Consider the following 18,707-nt stretch of genomic DNA (forward strand, 5'->3'; position numbering starts at 1 on the left):
CGGTGAAGGCGGCCATCGCGATGGTGCAGGCGCTCACGCGCGAGGCGGAGATCGGGAAGATCTACACGGGCACGGTGCGGAAGATCGCCGAGTTCGGCGCCTTCGTGGAGCTGTTCCCGGGCACCGATGGCCTCATCCTCATCTCCGAGCTGTCGGACAAGCGCGTGAAGAGCGTGTCGGACGTGCTCAACGAGGGCGATGAGGTGCTGGTGAAGGTCGTCAGCATCGACAAGACGGGCAAGATCCGCCTGTCGCGCAAGGAGGCCATGGCCGAGCGCGCCGCCGCCCAGCAGGGCACGGCTCCCACGGACGGCGCCCCCGCGCAGTCCCCCGAGGCCACCCAGCCGGGCGCCAAGGCCTGAGCTGACGCTTCCTGAGTGACTCGGTCGACGCCCTCTCTCCGCTCCGGCGGGGGAGGGCGTCTTCCTTTGCGGGCTCCTGGCTGGGAAGATCTTCCCGCCCGCTCGTGCGTTGATGGGCGACCCGCTTCCGGAGCCCCGCGTGAACCGCTCTCCGCCTCCCGCCCGGCCCGAGGGCCCCTTCGCCGCGTTCTCGCGCTTCCTCGGCTATTTCCGTTGGGCCTTCATGCCGCTCGGCCTGCTGGCGCTCATCGCCGTGGGCGTCCATGCCGCGGCGGATACGCTCGATGACCGGCTCCTGGCCCTGGTGGACCTCGCCGATGCCGCGTTCGACCGCGTGGTGGGCCGCTATGACCTCACCGCGCCCCTCGTGGACCTGCTCTCCCTGGAGCGGCGCACCCTGCTGGCTCGGCTCCTCGCCCTGACCTGGGAGCTGATGGCGGACGGGGTGCTCGCGCTGCCCGCGCTCGGCTACCGCGAGGAGGAGGCCCTCCAAGTGGTGCCGGGACGCACGTTGCGCGCGGAGCCTCGGGGCTCCTGGCGCGCGGTGGTGGCGCGGTGTGTGCGCAGGCCCACCACGATGCGGTGGATCCGCCCGCTCGCCACCGCGCTGGTGGCCGTGGCCGGGGCGTGTGCCGTGGCGCGGCTCGTCCAGGGCACGGTGTACCTCTCCTGGCGCGAGTTGCTGGGTGACAGTGGGGCGGATGGCGTGGCCCGGGGCCTCGCGCTCGCGGCGCTGGTGGGGCTCCTGTGGCGGCTGGGTTGGCGCGCCGTGCTGCGCAACCTCCAGCACGCCGACGCGGCCTCCGAGACGCATGCGCGGGGCTTCACGAGGGCCTTCGCGTATGGGCTGCCCGGCTCCGCGCTGGTGGCGCCGCTCGCGCTCGCCGCCGCGCTCGATGCCTCACCCCTCCTGTCCTTCGTGCGCTGAGGAGACCGCCCCATGTTCTCGCGCAATGCCCGAGGGTTGCTCGACTTCTCCCTGGTCCTCCTCTGCGTCTGGACCGCCTGGCACCACACCCCCGCGGGCGCGCTCGTGCGACGAACCGCCGCCTGGGCCTTCGGTGGCCGCAGCACCGCGCGGCCCGTGCTCGCCTATTACAAGGGCGTCAGTGGCTCCGGCGTGTCCGCGCCCGCCCTCGCGCCCGTGGCCCCGCCCCTCCGGCCCTTCAACGACTCGGAGGCACTCGCGTATGGAACCCACCTCGCGTTGAAGGGGCTCTCACCGGCGGCGCGGGCTCCCGCGCTCGAGCTCGCCGAGGAGCTGGGAGTGGCTCCCGCGTCCCTGCTGGATGAGGCCCGGGGCCCCTCGGCCGCCCGCAGGCTGCACGAGGCCCTGGCCGAGTCCTTCCCCCAGGAGGAGTCCCGCCTCACCGCCGTCTTCGCCGGCCGCGTCCCCGCGCGCTATGCCGTCGAGCGCGTGGCGGCCGAGGGCGGCACGCCGAACCTCGAGCGACTCGCCCGGCAACTGCCTCCCGGCTTCGAGGACTCCACCGTGGCGGCTGCCCAGGCGCTCGCGCTGGCCACGGCCTTTGGCCTCGCGTGGCCCGTGCCGGAGCACACCCCGGTGACGAGCCCCTTCGGCTATCGCCTGCACCCCGTGCTGGGCACTCGGAAGCTGCACACGGGCGTGGACCTCTCCGTCCGCGTGGGCACCGAGGTGCATGCCGTCTCCGACGCCACCGTGCGCCGCGCGAGCGAGGACGGGGTGAATGGCCGGGTGCTCATCCTCGACCACGGCCGGGGCGTGACGACGGCCTACTGTCACAACTCGGAGCTGCTGGTGCGGCCGGGGCAGCGCGTGACGCGCGGCGAGCTCATCGCCCGCTCGGGCAACACCGGCCGCTCCACCGGGCCCCACCTGCACTACCAGCTCGAGCTGTCCTCCCAGCCGGTGGACCCGCTGCGCTTCCGTCCAAGGTCCAACTCCGTGGTGGACGGGTCCGCGCGCTGACGGGCTGAAAGCTCGCGTCCTCTGCCCTCCGTGGTACTTCGTCGGGCATGGCCTCGCCTGTCACCGTGAGGGTGCGCCGCGTGCGCGCTCAGCCGGAGCCGCTGCCGCTGCCGCGCTACGAAACCGAGCTCGCCGCGGGCATGGACCTGCGGGCGGACATCGAGGAGGAGCTCACCCTCGGGCCGCTGCAGCGCATGGCGGTGCCCACGGGGCTCGCGCTGGCGCTGCCCCCGGGCCACGAGGCCCAGGTGCGGCCCCGTTCCGGACTGGCGCTGCGTCACGGCATCACGCTGTTGAACTCGCCAGGTACGGTGGACGCGGACTACCGGGGCGAGGTCAAGGTCGTGCTGATCAACCTCTCCCACGAGCCCTTCACCCTCAAGCGCGGCGAGCGCATCGCCCAGTTGGTGGTGGCTCCCGTGTCGCGGGCGTCCCTGGTGGAGTTCGAGGTGCTGGACGCCACCGAGCGGGGCGAGGAGGGCTTCGGCTCGACGGGCCGTTGAGTCCGGCGTTCCTTGCCCACCGTCAGCGCGGCGCGGTAAGACGACCCTGGGTGCCTTCTGGAGGGCCCCGTCACAGCCCCCCACCTCCGGGAGTCCGACCGCTTTGCTCTGCTACCGCTGCGGCAGCCTTGTCCCCGATAACAGCGAATCCTGTCCCACCTGCGGGCTGAAGCTCGCGGGAGCCGCGCCGGGCGCGGCTGCTCCGCGCCGACGCCCGGGCAGTGTGGAGGCGCCCTTCAAGCCCGGCGACGTCTTCGCCAGGCGCTACGCCATCCGCGAGGTGATCGGCCCGGGGCCGGTGGGCCATGTCTTCCGCGCGCACGACCAGGAGATGGACGTCGAGGTCGCGCTCAAGATCATCAACCCCCGGCTGGTGCAGATGCCCGAGGAGCGCACCCAGTTCTCCCTGGCGCTGCGCGCGGGCAAGAAGCTCACCAACCCCCACCACGTGCGCGTCTACGAGGAGGGCGAGGAGCGCAACCGCCCCTTCTTCACCACCCAGCTCCTGGAGGGCATGACGCTGCGGCGGATGATGGAGCAGCGCGCCTCGCAGGGGCAGCGCTTCACCCCCAAGGAGATCGAGCCCCTCCTGGCGCAGATCGTCGAGGCCCTCGACAGCGCCCACAAGTTCGGGCCGCACTCGAACCTCAAGCCGGAGAACATCCTCGTCCTGCCGGACCTGCTGAAGGTGACGGACTACGGCCTGGCGCTCGGCATGCCGCGCCTGCCCTTCCTCCAGGCGCAGAAGGGCTGGCGGGTGGCCAGCTACGTCGCCCCCGAGTATGCCGAGGGCGGTGAGCTGGATACGCGGATGGACCTCTACTCGCTCGGCATCATCATGGGCGAGCTGCTCATCGGTCGCACACCCGAGGAAGGCGAGCTGCCGGAGCTGCTGGCCCACGACCCCGAGCTGCCTCCCGGCCTGGAGGCCCTGTACCGGCGCGCCGTCAACGCCAACCCGCTCGCGCGGCCCAAGTCCGCCAGCGAGTTCCTCACGGAGTTCTCCGAGGCCCTGTCTCGCCCGAGGACCGGGTCACCCAAACCCGCGGGTCCGGAAGCTCCCCGCCCACGCCCGAAGGTGCTGCCCATCAGCCTGACGGCCGAGCTGGCGAAGGCGAGCAACCTGGGCCCCAACCGGTCGCACCCGCCCGTCCCCACGGCGGAGCTGCCGGCCCTGGCCGCCCCGACGGTGCAGGTGCCCGCCGTGGGCAGTGCTCCCACGCAAGAGGCACCCCGGACGACCCTGGAGGAGGCGCCCGTCGCGGGGACTCCCACGCTCGAGCTGCCCCAGTCGTCTTCCGCGCCCACCGAGCTGCTCTCCGCCGAGAGCCTCGCGGAGCGCTACGCGAAGGAGGCCGCGAAGCCGAAGGGGGACGTGCTTCCGGAAGCCACCCAGCCGCTCGACTCCGCGACGCTCGCCGCGATGATGGCCGCCGCCAAGAAGCCCATGGCGCCGAGCCCGGCGCCCAAGCCGCGTCCGGCCCCGGCTCCCCCGGCCGCTCCTCGTGCCGAGCCCCGGCCCGCGCCAGCGCCGGCCTCGCCCGGAGTGGCGGCCCCGCGTGCCGGGTCGGCACCGCGCTCCCGCTTCCCGGTGGGGCTGGTGCTGCTGACCCTCGCGGGGCTGGGATTGGGGGCGGCCGGTGGTTATGGGTTGCTGTGGAAGCTGCGCCACTCCGGTGAGACGCCCGTGACTCCTCCGCCCACCCAGACTGGCAATGCCCCCGCGGCGACGCAGGGGAGCGGGGATCCGTCCGTTGCCAGCCCCGAGGGTGTACGGCCCTCGGAGACCCTGGGACCGGCGGGAGAGTGCCCCCCGGGCATGCGCAAGGTGAGCGCTGGGCAATTCAGGATGGGCACCGACAAACCCACGCCGGGCCTCGACGAGCTGCCGCTCACCCTGCCGCAGGTGCCGGCCTTCTGCATCGACGAGTTCGAGTTCCCCAATCAGGCGGGCCAGCTCCCGCTGGTGAACGTGTCGTGGCACGAGGCGAGGGCCCACTGCGACAAGCTCGGCAAGCGCCTGTGCTCCGAGCAGGAGTGGGAGAAGGCCTGCAAGGGCCCCGGCAACATGCGCTTCCCGTACGGCCCCGAGTTCGACGCGCAGAAGTGCAACACGGCCGATGCCCAGGAGAAGGACCGGGAGCTGGCCGCCTCGGGCCAGTTCGCGGGGTGCCGCTCGGGCTACGGCGTCGCGGACCTCTCCGGCAACGTGGCCGAGTGGACCAGCTCGCGCTACGGCAACTCGCTGGACCAGACGCAGAAGGGCGGCTCCTTCGATCAGCCCGAGTCCGCGGCCCGCTGCGCGGGCAGGAAGAATGGGGGCCCGGACGACCGCTCGCCCGCGGTGGGCTTCCGGTGCTGCTCGGAGGTGACGCCATGAGACGGTGCGGGTGGCTCTGGCTGGCGCTGCTGTTGCCGCTGCTCGCCTCCGCGCAACAGGCTCGTCCGAAGGTGGTGGTGGTGAAGTCCGCCGCGCTCGCGCCCTACGCGGGCGTGGTGGCCGGTTTCAGCGCCGAGCTCCATGGCGAGGTGGTGGAGGTGACGCTGGAGGACAGCGCCCCCGCGGCGGCCCGGGCCTTCCAGCGCATCGCCGCGCAGAAGCCCGCGCTGGTGCTGGCCATCGGACCGCTGGCGGCCAATACCGCCCGGCGCTCGCTGGGCGCGGAGGTACCCGTCCTCTTCGCCATGGTGCCCTACTACGAGAGGTATGGCCTGGAGGGCCCCAACATCACCGGCATCGCACTCACCAGCGACTTCCGTCCCGAGCTGGCCGCGCTCAAGGCCGCCGCGCCCTCGGCGAAGCGGGTGGGCATCCTGCATGACCCGCGCTTCTCCGCCGGGCTGGTGGAGGCGGCGCAGTCGGCCGCGGCTTCCCTGGGCCTCTCCATCGTCCCGCTCGAGGCCGAGGGGCAGGCCAAGGCGGACAAGGTGCTCGTCGGGGCGAAGGACAAGGTGGACGCGCTGCTGATGGTGGCCGACAAGACGGTGGGCAACGCCGCCGTCGTCCAGGAGCTCATCGCCTTCGCCAGCGCCCAGCGCGTGCCGCTGGTGGGCCTCACTCCCAACCAGGTGAGGGAGGGTGCCACGCTGGCGCTCGCCCCCAGCCCCACCGCCATCGGTCAGCAGGCGGGCCGGCTGGCCAACCGCATCATCCACGAGAAGGTCGACCCCGGCGCGCTGGCGGTGGCGCAGCCCGAGGGGTTGGACCTGGCCGTCAATCTCTCCGCCGCCAGCAAGCTGGGAGGCTCCAAGGACGTGGTGCTGGAGCTGCTCCGGTTCGCGGCCAAGCGGGACTTCCCCGTGAGGGTCTACGAGTGATTCCACGCTACAGCCGTAAAGAGATGTCCTCGCTGTGGACCGACGTGGCCCGCCTGCGCCGCTGGCGTGACGTGGAGCTGGCCGCCCTGGAGGGCATGGTGGAGCACGGCCTCGCGCCGCGTGAGGCGCTGGACGACTGCCTCGCCCGCGCCGGGGACTTCACCGAGGCGGATGCCGCCCGCATCGAGGAGATCGAGCGCACCACCAAGCACGACGTCATCGCCTTCCTCACCTTCATGGAGGAGCGCATCGGGCCCAGCGCGCGCTGGCTGCACCTGGGCATGACGTCCTCGGACGTGCTGGACACGTCGCTCGGCATGTCGCTGCGCGACGCGGCGAGCCTCCTCCTCGAGGGGGTGGGGCGCGCCATGGCCGCGGTGGAGAAGCGCGCCTTCGAGCACAAGCGCACGGTGATGATGGGCCGCAGCCACGGCATTCATGCCGAGCCCCTCACCTTCGGGCACAAGCTGGCCATCTGGTACGACGAGCTGCGCCGCGCCGAGGCCCGGCTGATCCGCGCCCGCGAGGTCATCTCCGTGGGGAAGATCTCCGGCGCGGTGGGCACCTTCGCGCACCTGCCTCCGGCGGTGGAGGTCCACGCGTGCGGGAAGCTGGGCCTCATGCCCGCGCCGGCCTCCAGTCAGATTGTCCAGCGAGACAGGCACGCCGAGTACTTCTCCGCGCTGGCGCTGCTGGGCGCGAGCATCGAGAAGTTCGCGGTGGAGATCCGCCACCTGCAGCGCACCGAGGTGCGCGAGGCCGAGGAGCCCTTCACCGCGGGCCAGAAGGGCTCGAGCGCGATGCCGCACAAGCGCAACCCCATCCTCTCGGAGAACCTGACGGGGCTGGCGCGGCTGCTGCGTGGCTACGCGGTGAGCGCCCTGGAGGACGTGGCGCTCTGGCACGAGCGCGACATCTCGCACTCCTCGGTGGAGCGGGTGATTGGGCCGGACGCGACCATCGTGGCGGACTTCATGCTGCACCGCTTCTCCGGGCTGATGGAGAACCTGCGCGTCTACCCGGAGCAGATGCAGAAGAACCTGGACATGCTGGGCGGGGTGGTGAACTCGCAGCGCATCCTGCTGGAGCTGGCGCGCAAGGGCATGGACCGCCAGGCGGCGTACGTCATCGTCCAGCGCAACGCCATGCGCATGTACGAGCACGGCGTGTCCTTCCGCGCGTCGCTGCTGGACGACAAGGACCTGCTCAAGGTGATGACGCCGGCGGAGATCGAGGACTGCTTCTCGGCCGGCTACCACCTCAAGCACGTGGACGACATCTTCCAGCGGGTGTTCGGCCGGAGCGGGTAGTCACCGCGGGGAGGGGGAACGCACGTCCACCCCCTGCCCTCAGAGGTAGCCGCGCGCCTTCAGGTTCCGCTCGATGCGCGTGTGCACGTCGCCCACGTCCAGCGACAGTGTCGAGCCGGTGATGCGCTCGTAGGCCGCCACGTACTTCTCCGCGAGCGACACGCGCACGTCGTCTGGAATCTCCGGCGGCGTGCCGTGGCCCTGGAAGCCCCGCTCGCGGATGAGCCACTGGCGGATGTTCTCCTTGTCGAGCATCCGCTGGTCCTCGCCCCTGGCGAAGCGCGCCTCGTACTCGTCGGCCACCCAGTAGCGGCTCGAGTCCGGCGTGTGGATTTCGTCGATGACGTACAGGTCATCGCCCACCTTGCCGAACTCGTACTTCGTATCCACCAGGATGAGCCCGCGCGTGCGCGCCCACTGCTGGCCCTCGCGGAACAGCCCCATGGCCGCCTCGGTGATGCGCGCCCAGTCGCGCGCGCTCGCCAGGCCCCTGCCGATGATTTCAGCCTCGGAGATGGGCTCGTCGTGCTGGCCGTACTGCGCCTTGGTGGACGGGGTGATGATGGGCGAGGGGAAGGCCTCGTCCTTGCGCATCCCCTCCGGGAAGGGCACTCCGTAGGCGGTGTGCGTGCCCTTCTGGGCGTCGCGCCACAGGCTGCCCGTCAGGTAGCCGCGCACCACCACCTCCACCGCGAAGGGCTCGCAGGCGCGCGCCACCGTCACGTTCGCGTCCGGCACGTCCAGCACGTGGTTGGAGACGATGTGCCTGGTGCGCTCGAACCAGAACGTCGCCAGCCGGTTGAGCACCTCGCCCTTGAAGGGGATGGTGGTCAGCACATGGTCGAACGCCGACAGCCTGTCCGACGTGACGAGGATGAGCCGCTCTCCCTGGCGGTAGGTGTCGCGCACCTTGCCCTGGTAGTGCTGGCCCAGCCCCGACAGGTTCGTCTGCCGGAGCGTGTGCGGGAGCTGTGCTTGGAGTGCGGAGGTGTTCACGAGTAGCGCCTCGGGCCCCGACTCGGGGCGCGTAAAGGAGGCGCGGACTCTACTGGACCGCGCCTGACTGGGAAGCGGGACCTTGGGCCGCTGCCATGTACAGGAACGCGGGGTTGATGCGCAGGATGCCATCCACGTACGCCACCGCGTACGGAGCGCCCGACGCCCTGTCCACCTGCACGACTCCGGACGGGGCAATCCTCCAGCGCGACAGCAGCGTGCGCGCCACCAGCTCGGCCGCCTCGCGCTCGGAGAGGCCCTGCAGGCTCTCGCGCCGATCCTCCGGCCAGCGCTCGCTGCTCCGGCCATCGAAGCTGAGCTGGAGCGGGGCACCCGCGTCCGGCGACTGGAGCAGGTCCGTGCGAGCCTCGAAGCCCGGCGCCGCCACCAGCTCCCCGTTCTGACTGACGGGGAACAGCACCAGCGCCTGGGCGGCCTGGCCCGCCTCGTTCTCCGAGATGCGGGCCACCTCGCGGTACAGCTCCAGTCGGGTGGTGGACGTCTCGAACTCGAGCAGCTCGGGGGGACTGGTGAGTGCCTGCCGTGCACCGATGGAGGCGCGCACGGGGGTACCCCCGACGCCACAACCCGTCAGGGTAACGAGAGAGAGGAGCAGGCCAGCGACCCAGCGACGCATCGTGGGGGAATATACCGATGCGGGTCTGACACGGAAAGCTAAACTCGGGGGCATGCTTCCGGCCGTGAACCTCACCGTCATCCTCCACCAGACGAAGTCACCGGAGAACATGGGGGCGGTCGCCCGGGTGATGGCCAATTTCGGCTTTTCCCGCCTCATCCTCTCCGACCCGGCCACCTACGACTTCCGAGGGGCCGAGCGGCTTGCCGTCAAAGGCGGGGCGGTGCTGGAGGCCATGGCCGTGGCCCAGAATCTCCCCGAGGCCCTCAAGGACTGCGTGTACGCGGTTGGCACCACATCTCGCACCCAGATTGAAGGACGCACGGCCCTCACCCCCGAGGAGGCGGCGGCGCGGCTGGCGGATCAGAGCCGGCGGGGGAGGGTGGCGCTGGTGCTGGGCAGCGAGCAGCGGGGGTTGTCCAACGAGGAGCTCGCTTTCTGTACGGATCTGCTCGTCATCCCCACGAGCGAGGTGCAGCCCTCGATGAACCTCGCCCAGGCGGCGGCGGTGCTGCTCTACCTGTGCGCGCGCGAGGGGCGGGAGCCCGCGCGGAAGGCCCTTCCGGTGGAGCCCGAGGCGCAGGGCGCCCGCATGGGCACGGTGCGCGCGCTCGGCGATCGGATGCGGCAGGTGATGCTGGAGGCGCAGTTCCTCAATCCGCAGGCCCCGGACCATGTGCTGCGCGAGCTGGAGAGGAGTCTGCTGCGGGCCGAACTCACCCAGCGCGAGGCGGAGCTATGGCTCACGGCCTTCAAGCACCTGGGGCGGGCGATGGGAGGGGGCAAGGGCACTCCCGAGACGGGAGCGCCCTCGCGAGGCAAACCGAACGGCTAGGCCGCGGCTTCCTTCTTGTAGGTCTCGCCGTGGTGCTTCTCGCACAGGCCGGCCTTGAACGTCTTCACGCGGCAGTCCGGCTTGGAGCAGGTGCGGTAACGGGAGTGCGGCAGGTCGCCCTGGCGCCACTTCTTGAAGTGGAAGAAGCAGTAGCTCTTCGCGCGGTAGGGACGCTTGCAGCCCTCGACACTGCAGGCCTTCTTGCCACCGGCCTTGGCCACGCGCGGCCAGGCCTTGAGGGTCTTCTTCTGTGCTTCAGCCATGGAAAAGCTCCTGTTGCGGAACGGTGCCTCGCGTCACCATGGGTGAGACACGCGAGACTTGCAAAGGGGCTCGTGTAGCGCTGGCCGTAACGGAACGCAAGGAGGCAGGCGGGGTTGCGGGCGGAGTCCCCGTTCCCCGCCTAGTGGGAGGCGGTGTCCGGAGCCGGGGCCTGCTCGCCTGGCTGCCCCCCCTGGCCGCTGCCACCCGTGGCGGGCTCATCGGCCAGCGGGAAGCCCTGGGAGGGGGCGGCGACGGCGGGGGTGAGTGGCTCCACCTCCCCGGGCAGCTCCTCCAGCTTCACCCGCATGCGCAGGGGCTTCTCCCCCCGACGCACCCGGAGTACCACACTGTGTCCCACCCCCCGGGCCGCCACCTGCCAGCGCAGCTTGTGGGCGCGCTCCACCCGGCCGGAGTCCATGCCCTCGATGACATCCCCCACCTTCAGCCCGGCGCGCGAGGCGGGTCCACCCTCCTGCACGTCCGTCACCACCACGCCCTTGGGGTTGAGCAGCCCGTAGGACTGCACCACCTGGGGGCTGGAGTCCTGGACGGACACGCCCATCCACCCGCGGCGCACCCGCCCGTACTTGTGCAGGTGCGGGAGGATTGCCTTGGCGATGTCCACGGGGATGGCGAAGCCGATGCCCTGGCCCGCCACGTTCACCGCGTTGGCGATGGCCACCACGTTGCCATGCAGGTCCAACACCGGCCCCCCCGAGTTGCCCGGGTTGATGGAGGCGTCCACCTGCATGTAGTCGAAGTCACCGTCGCGCCCGTTGGGCGTCACGTCCGTGCGGCCCTTGGCGCTCACCACGCCCGCCGTCACCGAGTGCGTCAGCCCGAAGGGGTTGCCGATCACCACCACGAAGTCCCCCACCTCCACCCGCGAGGCCGAGGACAGCTTGAGCACCGGCAGCTTCCGGGGCGCCTTGATCTTCAACAGCGCGAAGTCCGTGCGCGAGTCCTCGCCCACCACCTCGGCGGGGAAGTCCTCGGGGTAGCCGCGCTCGGAGTAGACGGAGATGGTGATGTCCTCCGCGCCCTCGATGACGTGGGCGCTGGTGAGGATGTAGCCGTCCGGATGGATGATGAGGCCGGAGCCGATGCCCTTCTGCTCCTCGGCCTCGGCACTCGGGCCCGCCTGGCTCGTGGTGATGGACACCACCGCCGGCATGGCCGCCTGGGCCACCTGACTGAGGGCCGAGCGCTCCTGGCGGACGGCGCGCTGTTGCGCCTCCACCCACAGCCGCTCCCCCTCATCGCGTTTCGCGCTCCAGGCTGGCGTACTCAGGCCACACAACAGCGCCACCAGGGAGAGCCCCTTCCACCACCGTCCACCCGCCATCTCGTCCCGCCTCCGACCCAGCCCGCCCGGAGAAAGTAGGGAGGGGGGGCCCAGGGCGGAAGCGGGGCGGGGGGCAAAGGTAGGGAACCCTACTTCTTCTGGGCGATGATGCGGTCGATCGCCGCACGATCCTCGCGGGTGATGCTCTCGCGCGGTGCCGCCGTCGCCGCTTGCTTCGTCGTGCGCTTGACGGCGTCCTCGGCCTCGTCGAGCGCGTCACCCACACTGTTCTTCACCCGATCCACCTGCCGCTCCACCTGGGTCGGCTGCACGTGGCGCTTCCACTGCCGCTGGGCGTACTCCAGCGGGCTGCGGCCATCGATGTTCGCCGTCGCCAGGAAGACTCCGAGCCCCACCGCGCAACCTGTCCACACCAGGAACTTCAGGAAGCCCATTGTTCACATCCTCCTACCCCGTCGTACACCGGAAGGAGCGAGGTGGCCAGTTTTTGGCGGGACGTGGGGATGGTCGCTGACAGCGGGCGGAGGGCCTTTTAATGTGCTCGGCCTTGCTGCCCGAAGAGCTCTTCCAGGCCGCCCAGGCGCGGGCGGCGACCCTGTCCCTTCCGCGAGCGCAAGAGGCGCGGGAGCAACTGCGCGCGCAGGCCCTGGCGCTCTTCAGCCGGATTCCGGAGCCCCCGGTGTACCACCGGGCGGAGGATCCAGCGCGCAAGGCGGCGGAGACGCTGCTGCCGGAGCTGGAGAAGGTGCTGGCCCTGGGGCTGGCGGTGGCGCGGGAGACGGGCTGGGGGGACACCACCGAGCACATCATCTCGGCGCTTCGGGCGCACGGCGAGGCGCTGTGCCTCACGGAGCGCGGGCGCTTCGTGCAGGCGGAGGAGGCGTGGCGGCGGGCGCTGGAGCTGGAGCGGCTGGCGCACCCCACGCGGGCCATCGGCTCGAAGGAGACGGCGCTGCCGCCGGTGTTCGACCGGACGTCGGGGGCCTCGCGGTTCGATCCGAAGCAGGAGCCGGTGGCGCAGGTGAAGCTGCTGTGCCCCAACACGGGCTGCAAGCGCATCAACGACTACGGCTACATCCCGGGCCCGGGAGGGCGGCGCTACGTGTGCCCGGCCTGCGGCACGCCCTTCCTGGCGTACTTCGGCGAGCTGCGCGGGCTGGACGTGGAGATCCGCCGCAGCTCCAAGCGCTACTTCTTCACGGTGGACGAGGTGCGGGGCTCGGGCGTCTCGCGCATCGAGTTCGAGGAGGCCAGTGGCGACGAGTTCCCGGTGGCGAAGAGGGATCTGCTGGTCTTCCTCTACACCGAGGCGCGCGAGCTGAAGGCGGTGATGAACCTGACGAACAACCGGCTGATGTGGATTTCGCCGGCCAGCTCGTGCTTCGTGGTGACGGCGGCGTTCGGAGAGGGAGCGCCGGAGCTGGTGGCGTTCCGGGAGTTCCGCGACGAGGTGCTGAGTCGGCACGTGCTGGGGCGGGAGTTCATCCGGGCCTACTACCGGCACGGGCCGGGGCTGGCGGAGTGGGTGGTGAGGAGGCCGGAGGTGAGGCGAGGGGTGAGGCGGGTGCTGAAGCAGGTGCACCGGGTGTTGACGAAGACGAGGAGTGGAAGCACGTGACGGAGCAGGAGAACGCGGGCGCCGGGCAGCCGCCGGAGCGCCATGGGTGGAGCAAGGTGCTGCTGGTGGTGACGGCGCTGCTGGGGCTGGCGGGGCTGGCGTACCTGGGCGTGCAGGAGGCGCTGAGGGCGCGGCTGGCGGAGGACGGGACGGCGGCGCCCTCGTTCACGCTGCAGAAGTACGACGGCGGGACGATGCGGCTGTCGGACTTGAAGGGCAAGGTGGTGATGCTGGACTTCTGGGCGACGTGGTGCCCTCCGTGCCAGGAGGAGATGCCCTCGCTCATCAAGCTGGCGAAGGAGTACGAGGGCAAGGGGCTGGTGTTCGTGGCGGCGAGCCGGGACGACATGCCGGACGCGCCGATGTTCGTGCAGGAATACATCCTGAGCCGGATGCCGGAGCTGGCGCCCTACGTGGTGTACGCGCCGGACGAGATGGCGGTGGCCTTCCAGGTGACGGCACTGCCGACGCTCTACTTCCTGGACAAGGAGGGCAAGGTCATCGACGCGCAGCGCGGCATGCTGTCGGAGGCCGAGCTGCGCCGTCGCTTGGAGCGGGCCCTGGGCCTGTAGTTTCACCCCGCGGGCGGCGCCCCGTGTCTGCTCAGGGGGTGGACGGACTCACGACACGGAAGGCGTTGGACACCACGTCCATCCGCTCCCCCTTCCACATCCACTCCACGCTCGTGAGGTAGCGGTACTCTCCCTCGGGCAGCGACGCATCGAGGGTGCGGAGCGACGAGGTGCTCGCCCCCGGCTCCAGGCTGGACTGGGAGGCCGCGCAGAACTCCCGGGGGGACGTGTCGGGGCGCGGCACCGCCGCCCAGTTCTCTCCCTCGTGGCGCTGCAGCGTGGAGAAGCACAGGTTGTAGCCAAGCGCCTGGTACGACGCGTTGCCGAGCCGCAGCGACACCTCCGCCCCGGGGGCGTAGGTGGCGTGGTCCGTCTCCAGCACCGCATCCTCCACCCCGGGGGCACCGCAGGCCGTCAGCCACAGCACCGCGCCGCCAAGAATCATGTTCCAGCGAGACATGTCTTCCTCCTCCACCTCTTCTGTCCGCCGGCCCGGACATCGCGGCGAAGATAGCCCACACCTTCCGTGTAGGCACCATGGCCGCGTCCTCGGGCCAACCCTTCCGGGGCGAGGAGGTCGCCCAACCAGGGGACCTCCGCCGGAAAGCCACTCTGGCTGAACCTCGCCGTCAGAACAGGTGGTTGAAGTCGAAGTAGAAGCCCGTGGTGCCGTCGCGAGGACTGACGCCGTAATCGAGCCGGAGGATGAAGTTGTCCTGCCAGGCGATGCGCAGCCCGCCGCCGCCCGCGTACCGGGGGACGCCTCCGTCCAGGAAGCGCAGGTCGGCCCACGCCTGGCCCGCGTCCAGGAAGGCGATGAGGGTGAAGTCCAGCCGCTGCTGCCACGGTGCCACCGAGAAGACCTTCCAGCGCAGCTCCCCATTGGCCAGCGCCTTCACCTGTCCCTGGAGCCGGTTCTTCAGGATGCCGCGCGCGGTGTACACACCGCCGATGCCGCCCCAGCCGTCACGCCACTCCACGCCGCCGAGCGAGGAGAGCATGAAGAAGGGCACGTCTCCGCCCATCACATCGACGAAGAGCCGCAGGGCCGCCACCAGCCGCTCGTCGAACACCGGGTGGTAGAAGCGCAGGTTGGCCGTGGCCCCCCAGTAGCGGAAGGCACTCCCCGTCACCTCCGCGGCCCCGCGTGCCGCGAGCTCGTGGAACATGCCGCGCACGGGCGCGGGCTCGTTGTCGCGGGTGTCCAGCAGCAGGCCCGCCGTCACCTCCGCGGTGCGGAAGGTGTCCGACCCGGCCGCGTCTCCCTCCATCCCGAGGAGCAGCCCCGCCCGCGCGTCCTCCACCAGCCGCGAGTCCCGGGCCTGCCCCAGGTCCTCCGCGTCGTAGCGCGCGCTCACCGTGGTGAGGCGGAAGCGGTAGCCCAGTGCCACCTGCCACGGCCCGCTCAGCGGCCGGCGCACGTTGAGCACCACGCTCGGCAGGGTGCGCTGCGCGAAGCTGTAGTAGCGCAGGCCCCGGAAGTCTGGGTTGCCCGGGCAGGCGTCCGGATTGCCCTCCAGCGCCTCCCGATCCTCGCACGCGGTGAAGGACGGCTCGTACGCCGCCGCACCGCCCAGGCCGAAGTAGGGCGAGAAGCGGTCGTTGAGCATGGCCACGTCCACGCCCAGGCGCCAGGCCGACGAGAGGAAGCGCGGCGCGTCCAGGATGAGGCGGTGCGAGGCCACCCCGCGCGTCGTCTGGAAGAACTGCGCCGTCAGGGCATGGCGGTAGGGGGCCTGGGTGCCATCGCCCGAGTCCACCAGCAGCAGCCGCGCGCCGTAGCCAAAGCCCTCGTCGCTGTTGAAGTTGACCAGCGGCAGGCCCTGCACGCCCCAGCCGGTGCGCGGAGCCTTCACCGGGGCCACCTCCGGGGCGTCCTCCGCCCACGCCGGCACCGAGGCCAGCGCGGCGGTCAGCACCAGTGCCCACGTCGTTTGATTCGGGTGCATGGAATTCTCCGGGTGCGTCAGGGGCGCAGCATCCACGCCACGGCCAGTCCGAGGTAGGTGCCCACCGCGAAGCCCATGAGGCCCGTGGTGAGTCCGGACACGACCAGTTCGCGGTTGCGCAGCGCGCGGGCGACCGGGCCGATGAAGGCGGGGCCGAAGATGGTGGCGGTGGAGGTGATGAGGGCCGTGTCCGCGTCGATGCGGAAGAGCGCGGCGAGGGCGAAGTGCAGCACCACGGACAACAGCACCACGGCACCGCAGAACTGGAAGACGAAAAGGCCCGTCTCGTGCAACTTGCTCGCGTCCGCGAGAGTGCCCACGGCCACGCAGAAGACGAGCAGCGCGTAGTCTCCCAGCGCGTAGCTGCCCGGCAGGTGCCGCACGGTCGGAGAGAAGGACGCGGCCAGCGCCAGCGAGGTGATGAGCAGCAGCACCACCGGCGCCTCCAGGCTGCCCAGTACCAGCTTCGTCCCTCCGGCGGACAGGCCGACGATGAGGGCCGCCAGCAGGAAGGCCAGCGCCATGCCGCGCGCCCGAGTCCAGGTGAGGACCGAGGCCTGTCGTGCCTCCTCGTCCTGCGCGTCATCCCAGCCGGTGGAGTTCGGGAAGCGTGGCAGGAAGGAGAGGGCGACCCGCTGCGCCACCGTCACCAGGAAGAGGAGGTAGGCACTGCAGACGACGATGTCCGCGGTGTTGAGGAGGACGAAGGTCTCCTCGCTCACGCGCAGCGCCAGCCCGACGGCGTTCATGTTGGCGGTGCCGCCCGTGTAGACGCCCACCAGCATGCCGGACATCTTCCACCACTCCTCCGAGCGGTCCGCGAACGCGAGGCCCACGACCGCGGCGCTCACCATGGCGGACACGCACGCCAGGCCGAAGGACAGCAGCGTGGAGCGCGCCAGCCGCAGCCACCGGGGCACGTCCGTGGCGAAGAGGAGCAGGGGAATGGCGAGGGGCACGGCGACCTCGCTCACCGAGAGGCTCACCGGCGTCTGGAGCGCCAGCCCCGGCAGGTTGCCCAGGAGGATGCCGAAGGCGTAGCACACCACCACCGGGCCCACCCAGGCCACCGGCTTGAGGTAGCGCGCGGCGAGCAGGGCGAGCCCCGGAAAGCCCACCAGGACGAGGGCCTGCGCTGTCCCGGTCATTCGTAGATCGCGTCCATGAACTGGCGGATGAAGTCGTCCGCTTCCTTGCGGTCGGGGATGGCGCCGAGCATGCCGTACATGGCGGCGCTGCCATCCGGGGCGGGCTCACCGGAGGCGAGGCTGGCGGCGCAGGCGCGCAGGTCCGCGAGGAAGGGCTCCACCACCGTCGCATGCACGGGTGTCACCATCAGGTGCAGCGCGGGCGGCCCCATCTGCCGATCCAGCTTCCAGCCGCGCGCCTCCATGGCATCTCCCAGCGCGTACACGTCCAGGGTGTCCGAGGCGAAGGAGAAGACGCTGAGCCGGGGCTGCCCGAGGAGCTTCAGCCCGGGGATGGCGGAGATGCCCTCGCGAAGCGTGCGCGCGGTGTCCAGCACGGTGCGGCTCAGCTTCAGGTAGCCCTCTTCCCCGAGGTACTTGAGGATGGCCCAGGCCGCGGCGATGGCACCGCCGGGGCGGGTGCCCGCCATGGAGGGCGAGGCGTAGATGCCGCCGCACCAGTCCGAGTAGGTGAAGAACTGGTGCCGGCGCAGCTCGGGCGTGCGGTAGAGGATGAGCGAGGCGCCCTTGGCGGCGTAGCCGTACTTGTGCAGGTCCGCCGAGAGGCTGGTGACGCCGGGCACGGCGAAGTCGAAGTCGGGCAGCTCATGCCCGAGTCGCCGGGCGAAGGGCAGCAGGAAGCCGCCGAGGCAGGCATCCACGTGGAAGAGGACGCCCTTCTCGCTGGCCATGGCGGCGAGCTCGGCGATGGGGTCCATCACCCCGTGCGGATAGGCGGGGGCCGAGCCGACGACGAGCACGGTGCGCGGGCCCACGGCGGCGCGCATGGCGTCCACGTCCGCGCGGAAGTCCGGGGCGAGCGGCACGTTGACGGCCTTCACTCCGAAGTAGTGCGCGGCCTTCTGGAAGGCCGGGTGCACGGAGGCGGGCAGCACCATCTCCGGCTCGGTGATGCCGCGCTCGGCGCGAGCGAAGTCGCGGGCCGTCTTCACGGCCATGAGGATGGACTCGGTGCCCCCGGACGTCATCGTCCCGGCGGCGGTGTCACCGTGGAAGAGCTCCGCGCCGATGGCGAGCACCTCGGACTCGAAGCGGCGCAGGCTGGGGAAGGCCAGCGGGCTGAGGCCGTTCTCGGACATGAACTCCGTGTAGGCCTCGGCGAGCAGCCGGCGGATGTCCTCGCCCGCGTTGTAGACGAGGCTCCACGTACGCCCTTCCTGCCAGCGGGCGTCCTCGGTGCGCAGCTCGCGCATCTGGGCGAGGACGTCCTGGTGACTCCGGCCCTGGGTGGCCAGACGGGGACTCTTCGACATCACGACTCCGGGGTAGGGGAGGAGGGTCCCCTGACTATACGTCCTCCTCCGGACCCTGGCGCCAGCCGGGGGCGTCCATCTCGGCGAGCATCTCCCGGGGCTGGCTGAAGTCGGGGGCCAGGGCCAGCGCCTTCTCGAAGCACTCCCGCGCTTGCGCGTCCTGCCCCAGGCGGACGTGGCACATCCCCTTGTTGTAGTACGTGCCAGACTCGTCCGCGCACCGCCGCAGCGAGTGGTCGAAGAACGTCATGGCCTCCGTGGGACGGCTCATCGTGTAGAAGAGCACCCCCAGGTGGAAGGCCAGGTCCTCCTCCTCGCCGATGGGGTAGTCCGTCTCCCACACCTGCTGGAGGGCCCAGCACACCTCTTGCTGCAGCGCGTCGCTCGCGGACTCGACCTGGGCCATCAACGCGGAGAAGGCATCCATCAGCGTGCCGGAGTCCCAGCCGCTCCAGCGCAGGGTGGCCAGCAGCTCCTCCAGCGTCATCGTCGCGAAGTGCTGCTCCAGCCGCTTCGTGAGGACGTAGTAGTCGTCGGGCCCCATCCACTCGATGGCCTCCTCGTAGGCCAGCTCCGTCTCGCCCAGGCCGTCCGGCGGCTGGCCCAGGAGGAAGGCCCCCACGTG

General features: G+C 71.0%; 20 protein-coding genes. 10 read left to right on the plus strand and 10 right to left on the minus strand.

The features are described from left to right. The 7 genes from VF697_RS13885 to purB form a co-directional block, all read left to right on the plus strand. Positions 1–362 (plus strand): S1 RNA-binding domain-containing protein (locus tag VF697_RS13885; RefSeq protein ID WP_331095101.1); only part of this gene is annotated, 362 nt, incomplete at its 5' end. A 112-nt stretch (positions 363–474) separates the two neighbouring features. Further along, positions 475–1,290, plus strand: coding sequence for a hypothetical protein (locus VF697_RS13890; protein ID WP_414641288.1), 816 nt, complete (start codon positions 475–477; stop codon positions 1,288–1,290). Positions 1,291–1,302: 12 nt separating this feature from the next. Next, positions 1,303–2,313, plus strand: coding sequence for a M23 family metallopeptidase (locus VF697_RS13895; RefSeq protein WP_331095103.1), 1,011 nt, complete (start codon positions 1,303–1,305; stop codon positions 2,311–2,313). A gap of 47 nt (positions 2,314–2,360) precedes the next feature. Then, a complete protein-coding gene (dut, locus tag VF697_RS13900; RefSeq protein ID WP_331095104.1) occupies positions 2,361–2,816 on the plus strand; it encodes a dUTP diphosphatase in 456 nt (151 codons plus the stop codon). Between the two features lie 223 nt (positions 2,817–3,039). Next, complete coding sequence (locus tag VF697_RS13905; RefSeq protein ID WP_331095106.1) at positions 3,040–5,196, plus strand: SUMF1/EgtB/PvdO family nonheme iron enzyme; 2,157 nt, start codon at positions 3,040–3,042, stop codon at positions 5,194–5,196. After that, positions 5,193–6,134 carry an ABC transporter substrate-binding protein gene (locus VF697_RS13910; protein WP_331095108.1) on the plus strand — a complete coding sequence of 314 codons (942 nt, stop codon included), beginning with the start codon at positions 5,193–5,195 and terminating at the stop codon, positions 6,132–6,134. Before VF697_RS13905 ends, VF697_RS13910 begins: the two co-directional genes overlap by 4 nt. Next, the gene (gene purB / locus VF697_RS13915) at positions 6,131–7,444 is read left to right on the plus strand and encodes an adenylosuccinate lyase (RefSeq protein WP_331095110.1); all 1,314 of its coding nucleotides are present in this window, start codon (positions 6,131–6,133) and stop codon (positions 7,442–7,444) included. The genes VF697_RS13910 and purB overlap by 4 nt, the downstream gene beginning before the upstream one ends. 39 nt (positions 7,445–7,483) lie before the next feature. Here purB and VF697_RS13920 read toward each other — a convergent pair whose 3' ends face one another. Together VF697_RS13920 and VF697_RS13925 are read right to left on the minus strand one after the other, a co-directional pair. Further along, positions 7,484–8,440: a phosphoribosylaminoimidazolesuccinocarboxamide synthase gene (locus tag VF697_RS13920; protein ID WP_331095111.1), complete on the minus strand. Its 957-nt coding sequence runs from the start codon at positions 8,438–8,440 to the stop codon at positions 7,484–7,486. 49 nt (positions 8,441–8,489) lie between these two features. Further along, positions 8,490–9,005 carry a hypothetical protein gene (locus tag VF697_RS13925; RefSeq protein WP_331095113.1) on the minus strand — a complete coding sequence of 172 codons (516 nt, stop codon included), beginning with the start codon at positions 9,003–9,005 and terminating at the stop codon, positions 8,490–8,492. A 124-nt stretch (positions 9,006–9,129) separates the two neighbouring features. Here VF697_RS13925 and VF697_RS13930 point away from each other — a divergent pair, with 124 nt between their 5' ends. Beyond that, positions 9,130–9,912, plus strand: coding sequence for an RNA methyltransferase (locus tag VF697_RS13930; protein WP_331095115.1), 783 nt, complete (start codon positions 9,130–9,132; stop codon positions 9,910–9,912). Here the strand turns inward: VF697_RS13930 and VF697_RS13935 are convergent. From VF697_RS13935 to VF697_RS13945, 3 genes are all read right to left on the minus strand, one after another. Next, positions 9,909–10,175 (minus strand): vegetative protein, encoded by a 267-nt coding sequence (locus tag VF697_RS13935; RefSeq protein WP_331095117.1) that lies wholly within the window; start codon positions 10,173–10,175, stop codon positions 9,909–9,911. The two genes, VF697_RS13930 and VF697_RS13935, sit on opposite strands and share 4 nt — an antisense overlap. A gap of 140 nt (positions 10,176–10,315) precedes the next feature. Beyond that, positions 10,316–11,521, minus strand: a complete 1,206-nt coding sequence (locus VF697_RS13940) for a S1C family serine protease (RefSeq protein WP_331095119.1) — start codon at positions 11,519–11,521, stop codon at positions 10,316–10,318. 89 nt (positions 11,522–11,610) lie between these two features. Further along, entirely contained in the window at positions 11,611–11,916 is a 306-nt protein-coding gene (locus VF697_RS13945; protein WP_331095121.1) for a hypothetical protein, read from the minus strand. A gap of 113 nt (positions 11,917–12,029) precedes the next feature. On the opposite strand from VF697_RS13945, the gene VF697_RS13950 reads away from it, so the two are divergent. Then, a complete protein-coding gene (locus VF697_RS13950; RefSeq protein ID WP_331095123.1) occupies positions 12,030–13,100 on the plus strand; it encodes a CFI-box-CTERM domain-containing protein in 1,071 nt (356 codons plus the stop codon). Next, the gene (locus VF697_RS13955; RefSeq protein WP_331095125.1) at positions 13,097–13,672 is read left to right on the plus strand and encodes a TlpA disulfide reductase family protein; all 576 of its coding nucleotides are present in this window, start codon (positions 13,097–13,099) and stop codon (positions 13,670–13,672) included. The genes VF697_RS13950 and VF697_RS13955 overlap by 4 nt, the downstream gene beginning before the upstream one ends. Positions 13,673–13,703: 31 nt before the next feature. Here the strand turns inward: VF697_RS13955 and VF697_RS13960 are convergent, their stop codons facing one another. The 5 genes from VF697_RS13960 to VF697_RS13980 all read right to left on the minus strand — a co-directional run. After that, complete coding sequence (locus VF697_RS13960) at positions 13,704–14,132, minus strand: hypothetical protein (protein ID WP_331095127.1); 429 nt, start codon at positions 14,130–14,132, stop codon at positions 13,704–13,706. 169 nt (positions 14,133–14,301) lie between these two features. Next, a complete protein-coding gene (gene omp85, locus VF697_RS13965; protein WP_331095129.1) occupies positions 14,302–15,621 on the minus strand; it encodes an Omp85 family outer membrane protein in 1,320 nt (439 codons plus the stop codon). Between the two features lie 17 nt (positions 15,622–15,638). Continuing rightward, positions 15,639–16,769, minus strand: coding sequence for a DUF819 family protein (locus VF697_RS13970; RefSeq protein ID WP_331095131.1), 1,131 nt, complete (start codon positions 16,767–16,769; stop codon positions 15,639–15,641). Further along, complete coding sequence (locus tag VF697_RS13975; RefSeq protein WP_331095133.1) at positions 16,766–18,082, minus strand: pyridoxal phosphate-dependent decarboxylase family protein; 1,317 nt, start codon at positions 18,080–18,082, stop codon at positions 16,766–16,768. The genes VF697_RS13970 and VF697_RS13975 overlap by 4 nt, the downstream gene beginning before the upstream one ends. Before the next feature lie 34 nt (positions 18,083–18,116). Then, on the minus strand, positions 18,117–18,707 hold a 591-nt coding region (locus VF697_RS13980; RefSeq protein ID WP_331095134.1), incomplete at its 5' end, for a tetratricopeptide repeat protein.

This window comes from Archangium sp., assembly GCF_036388035.1.
Classification (GTDB): domain Bacteria; phylum Myxococcota; class Myxococcia; order Myxococcales; family Myxococcaceae; genus Archangium.

What these genes read in the sequence shown, in the direction of transcription:
- omp85 (WP_331095129.1), bottom strand. Translation starts at nt 15,621, where the DNA reads ATGCACCCGAATCAAACGACGTGGGCACTGGTGCTGACCGCCGCGCTG.
- VF697_RS13975 (WP_331095133.1), bottom strand. Translation starts at nt 18,082, where the DNA reads ATGTCGAAGAGTCCCCGTCTGGCCACCCAGGGCCGGAGTCACCAGGAC.
- VF697_RS13930 (WP_331095115.1), top strand. Translation starts at nt 9,130, where the DNA reads ATGCTTCCGGCCGTGAACCTCACCGTCATCCTCCACCAGACGAAGTCA.
- dut (WP_331095104.1), top strand. Translation starts at nt 2,361, where the DNA reads ATGGCCTCGCCTGTCACCGTGAGGGTGCGCCGCGTGCGCGCTCAGCCG.
- VF697_RS13890 (WP_414641288.1), top strand. Translation starts at nt 475, where the DNA reads ATGGGCGACCCGCTTCCGGAGCCCCGCGTGAACCGCTCTCCGCCTCCC.
- VF697_RS13910 (WP_331095108.1), top strand. Translation starts at nt 5,193, where the DNA reads ATGAGACGGTGCGGGTGGCTCTGGCTGGCGCTGCTGTTGCCGCTGCTC.
- VF697_RS13895 (WP_331095103.1), top strand. Translation starts at nt 1,303, where the DNA reads ATGTTCTCGCGCAATGCCCGAGGGTTGCTCGACTTCTCCCTGGTCCTC.
- VF697_RS13960 (WP_331095127.1), bottom strand. Translation starts at nt 14,132, where the DNA reads ATGTCTCGCTGGAACATGATTCTTGGCGGCGCGGTGCTGTGGCTGACG.
- VF697_RS13945 (WP_331095121.1), bottom strand. Translation starts at nt 11,916, where the DNA reads ATGGGCTTCCTGAAGTTCCTGGTGTGGACAGGTTGCGCGGTGGGGCTC.
- VF697_RS13940 (WP_331095119.1), bottom strand. Translation starts at nt 11,521, where the DNA reads ATGGCGGGTGGACGGTGGTGGAAGGGGCTCTCCCTGGTGGCGCTGTTG.
- VF697_RS13935 (WP_331095117.1), bottom strand. Translation starts at nt 10,175, where the DNA reads ATGGCTGAAGCACAGAAGAAGACCCTCAAGGCCTGGCCGCGCGTGGCC.
- VF697_RS13970 (WP_331095131.1), bottom strand. Translation starts at nt 16,769, where the DNA reads ATGACCGGGACAGCGCAGGCCCTCGTCCTGGTGGGCTTTCCGGGGCTC.